This window comes from Micromonospora sp. NPDC004336 (assembly GCF_053602615.1).
Genome location: NZ_JBSGDY010000292.1, coordinates 1 through 4,451, shown reverse-complemented (window position 1 = coordinate 4,451; position 4,451 = coordinate 1). Strand labels below are relative to the sequence as shown.

Annotated in this window: 2 protein-coding genes and 1 pseudogene; 1 reads left to right on the top strand and 2 read right to left on the bottom strand. The window is 71.4% G+C overall.

The features are described 5' to 3' along the window. A pseudogene (locus ACWENR_RS29860) lies at nt 1–433 on the bottom strand (hypothetical protein); the annotation flags it as partial. Nucleotides 434–728: 295 nt separating this feature from the next. Next, nucleotides 729–2,210 carry an aminopeptidase P family protein gene (locus tag ACWENR_RS29855; protein WP_452280285.1) on the bottom strand — a complete coding sequence of 494 codons (1,482 nt, stop codon included), beginning with the start codon at nt 2,208–2,210 and terminating at the stop codon, nt 729–731. Nucleotides 2,211–2,357: 147 nt separating this feature from the next. Here ACWENR_RS29855 and asnB point away from each other — a divergent pair, with 147 nt between their 5' ends. Further along, the gene (asnB, locus tag ACWENR_RS29850) at nt 2,358–4,319 is read left to right on the top strand and encodes an asparagine synthase (glutamine-hydrolyzing) (protein ID WP_452280284.1); all 1,962 of its coding nucleotides are present in this window, start codon (nt 2,358–2,360) and stop codon (nt 4,317–4,319) included. Nucleotides 4,320–4,451 lie beyond the last annotated feature (132 nt).

Below are 4,451 nucleotides of genomic sequence, written 5' to 3'. Positions count from 1 at the left end.
CGACCAGCACGTCGGTGTCACACGGCAGTTCCTTGGCGTCCTTGCCGTCCTTGTCCCGCTCGTCCTTGTCGCGGCCGTCCTTGCCCTTGCCGTCCCGGCCATCCTTGCCCTGCCAGTCCTTGCCGTCCTTGCCCTGCCAGTCCTTGCCCTGCCAGTCCTTCTCCTGGCCCTCCTTCTCCTCGTCGCTCTCGCCGGAGGCCGGGTCTGCCTGGCCGGCGTCGCTGACGTTCTGCTTCGGCGTCGACGCCTGCGCGTCCGACAGCCGGTCCGCGCCGCCGGGCTTGTCATCGCGGGCGGCCAGGCCGCCCAGCGCCGCCAGGCCGACCACGCCGGTCAGTCCGGCTACGCCCGCAGCCACCCAGAGTTTGCGCCGCCCTCGGGTCGGTGCGCCCACGGGGGCGTCACCGTCGGGAGTCGTTACGTCATTGGACATCGGAGCCTTCCGCCCTTTCCTGCTGCCAGACGGGACCGCACCGCCCGAAGCGGCGCGACCAGCTACAAATGTGTTTGCAGCCTCTGATAGCCACCGTATGAGAAGGATCCTCGCGAGAAGGCCAAATCCGAGAAACCCCCGCATTCCCCTCACTTCGGGCGCGACGCGGCAACCCGGCCGATCCGGGCAGGAAGCCGAGCGAGCAGCGCAAACGCAGACGGGCCCCGCCGCGGGTGCGTCGACGTCGGAAACGTCGCGACCCGGCGGCGGGGCCCGTGCGGTCGTACGACCGGCGTCAGCCGGGCAGGCGGGGGCCCGCCTCGCGCTGCTCGGCCAGCCAGGACTCCACCTCGTCGGCCGCCCGCGGCAGCCCGGCGGAGAGGTTCACCGCCCCGGTGGCGGTGACCAGGATGTCGTCCTCGATCCGGATGCCGATGCCGCGCAGCTCCTCCGGGACCATCTCGTCCTCGGGCTGGAAGTAGAGCCCGGGCTCGACGGTGAGCACGTAGCCCTCGCCCAGCGTGCCCTTCCTGTACTTCTCGTCGCGGGCGTTGGAGCAGTCGTGCACGTCGATGCCGAGCATGTGGCCGAAGCCGTGCAGCGTCCACCGCCGGTAGACCGTCGACTTCTCGTCCATCGCCTCGTCCACGCTGCCCGGCAGCAGGCCCAGGTCGGCCAGGCCCTCGGCGAGCACCCGCATGCAGGTCAGGTGCACGTCGCGGAACGCCACCCCGGGCCGGATCGCGTCGATGCCGGCCTGCTGCGAGGCGTACACCACGTCGTAGACCTGGCGCTGCAGGGGGCTGAACCGGCCGTTGACCGGCAGCACCCGGGTGACGTCGGCCGTGTAGAGGTGGCGGTTCTCCACGCCCATGTCCATCAGCAGCAGCTCGCCCGGGCGGGTCGACCCGTTGTTGCGCACCCAGTGCAGGATCGTCGCGTGCTCGCCGGCGCCGACGATCGAGCCGTAGCCGACGTCGTTGCCGTCGTGCCGGGCGCGCAGGGCGAAGACCCCCTCCAGCAGGCGCTCCGAGACCCCCCGGTCCGCCGGCAGCACCCGGGCCACGTCCTCGAAGCCGCGCACGGTGGCGTCGATCGCGTCCTGGAGCTGGCTGATCTCCCACTCGTCCTTGGCCAGCTTGAGCTCCGCGACGGCGATGGCCAGCTCCCAGTCGCGGGCCGGCTGGCCCTGGGTGCGGGGGCCGTCGTACGGGCGCACGGCCCGGTCCACCCGCCCGTCGAAGCCGCGCAGCACCCGGGTGCGCCCCGGCGCCAGGTCGGCCAGCGCGCCCTCCAGCTCGGTCAGGTCGGCGGTCGGCAGGCCCAGCTCGGTCGACCTCTCGGCCAGGCTGTGCCGCCGGCCGAGCCACAGCTCGCCGTGGCGGCTGCGGAAGAACTCGTCGTTCTGCCGGGACGACCGGGGACGCATGTAGAGCGTGGCGTCGTGACCCGACCCGTTCGGCCGCAGCACGAGCACGCTGTCCGGTTCGTGGTCGCCCGTCAGGTAGGCGAAGTCGCTGCCCGGCCGGAACGGGTAGGCGGTGTCGTTGGCCCGGACCTTCTCGCCGCCGGTCGGGATCACCAGGGTCTCGCCCGGGAAGGCCGCGGAGAGCGCGGCGCGGCGCTTGGCGTAGTTGGGCACCTCCGGCCGGGGGCCGATCGGCAGCGTCGTGTCCCGCCAGCCCTGCCGCATGAACGTCAGGAACGCCTCCGGGAACGCCGGGTCGTGCGACTCGGTGCCGTCGGCCGGCTTGTTGTCGGTGCGTTCCTCGGTCATCTTCCGCTCCCTCCGGGTCCTTGCTGGTCCCGACGGTACCCCGCGCCGTCGCCGGCCGGGCGTCCCGGTACGCCCGTCGCGTGGGCCGGGACGGGAGAGGCTGCGGTGCCGCGACGCCCGGTCGGGCCGCGTGGAAAGATGACCACCATGTGCGGACTCCTGGCCTTCTTCAGCGCGCGCGGCGACGCCGCCGCCCACCGCGACAACATCGCCGGGGCGTTGGAATGCCTGCACCACCGCGGACCGGACGAGACCGGTGTCGAGGTGGTCGGCGACGCCTCCGGCCGGTACGCGGACGGGGTGTTCGCGCACAAGCGGCTGGCGATCATCGACGTGGCCTCCAGCCAAGAGCCCCTGTCCTACGCGAACGGGCGCTACCTGCTCACCTTCAACGGTGAGATCTACAACTACATCGAGCTGCGCGAGGAGCTGATCCGGACCTTCGGCGCGCAGTTCGCCACCGCCGGTGACGGTGAGGTGATCGTCGCCGGCTACCACTTCTGGGGCGAGCAGGTGCTCACCCGGCTGCGCGGCATGTTCGCCTTCGTCATCTGGGACCGGCAGGAGCGCCGCGCCTTCGGCGGCCGGGACTACTTCGGCATCAAGCCGCTGCACTACCTGGAGACCGCCGACGGCCTCTACCTTGCCTCCGAGAAGAAGGCGCTGCTGCCCTTCGCCCACTCCAACTACCAGGGCGACGCCGGCATCGACACGGCCAACCTCAGCCACTACCTGACGCTGCAGTACGTGCCGGAGCCCGGCACCCTGCACAAGGGGATCAACCGGATCGGCTCGGGGGAGTACCTGACCTGGACCCCGGGCGGGCGGATCGACGTGCGGCGGTGGTACAGGCCGGTGTTCCGGCCCACCCCGGTCTCCGACGAGCAGCGGCTCTACCACGAGATCCGGGAGACGCTGCGGGAGAGCGTCCGGATGCACATGCGCTCCGACGTGCCGGTCGGCTCGTTCCTCTCCAGCGGCATCGACTCGACCGCCGTGGTCGCCCTGGCCCGCGAGTTCAACCCGAACATCCTCACCTTCACCGTCGGCTACGACGTGCCGGGCTACTCGGAGATCGACGTCGCCCAGGACTCGGCGCGACACCTCGACGTGACGACCATCCCGACGAAGATCGGGCCGTACGACATGATCGAGGCGCTGCCGAAGATCGTCTGGCACCTGGACGACCCGGTGGCCGACCCGGCGCTGGTACCCCTCTACTTCGTGGCCAAGAAGGCCGCCGAGCACGTCACGGTGGTGCTCTCCGGCGAGGGCGCCGACGAGTTCTTCGGCGGCTACACGATCTACCGCGAGCCGCTGTCGCTGAGCGGCGTCAACGGCCTGCCGGGCGGCGTGCAGAAGGGGCTGCGGGCGGTCTCCAAGGCGATCCCGCAGGGCGTCAAGGGCAAGAGCTTCCTGGAGCGCGGCACCACCCCGATCGAGCAGCGCTACTACGGCAACGCGCGGATGTTCACCGAGGAGGAGAAGCAGCACCTGCTGCGCCGCTACGACCCCTCGGTGCGCTACACCGACGTCACCGCGCCGATCTACGCGGAGTGCACCGAACTCGACGACGTGACGAAGATGCAGTACGTCGACCTCTACACCTGGCTGCGCGGCGACATCCTGGTCAAGGCCGACCGGATCTCGATGGCCCACTCGCTCGAGGTGCGGGTGCCCTTCCTGGACCGGGAGGTCTTCGACGTGGCGTCGCGGATCCCGGTGGACCTGAAGCTGCCGCCGCGCTCCGACGCCACCAAGTACGCGATGCGCCAGGCGCTGCAGGGCGTGGTGCCGCCGGCCATCGTCAACCGCAGGAAGCTCGGCTTCCCGACCCCCACCCGGGTCTGGCTGCGCGGCGAGATGTACGAGTGGGCCCGGCACGTGCTGGCCACCTCCGGCGCGGGCGACCTGCTCGACCTGTCGTACGCGATGCGGCTGCTGGAGGAGCACAAGCGGGAGGAGGCCGACCACTCCCGCAAGGTGTGGACCGTGCTGATCTTCTGCATCTGGCACGCCATCTTCGTGGCGAAGACCCTCGACCCGGGCATCCAGCGCAACCAGTCCGCCCTGCTCACCAAGCCGGTGGTCGGCTCCATGGTCCGCTGACCCACCGCGGCCGCCCTCCGTCGTCGATCGAGAGGTCCGCGTCACCGGAACCGCCAGGTGGTGTGGCGGCGCGCGGCTTCTCCCCCCGCCCCCCCGCCCCCCCCCGCCCCCCGCGCCGGGGCCCCGGGCGCA

Coding starts and splice junctions, on each gene's coding strand:
- asnB (WP_452280284.1), top strand. CDS start 2,358: ATGTGCGGACTCCTGGCCTTCTTCAGCGCGCGCGGCGACGCCGCCGCC.
- ACWENR_RS29855 (WP_452280285.1), bottom strand. CDS start 2,210: ATGACCGAGGAACGCACCGACAACAAGCCGGCCGACGGCACCGAGTCG.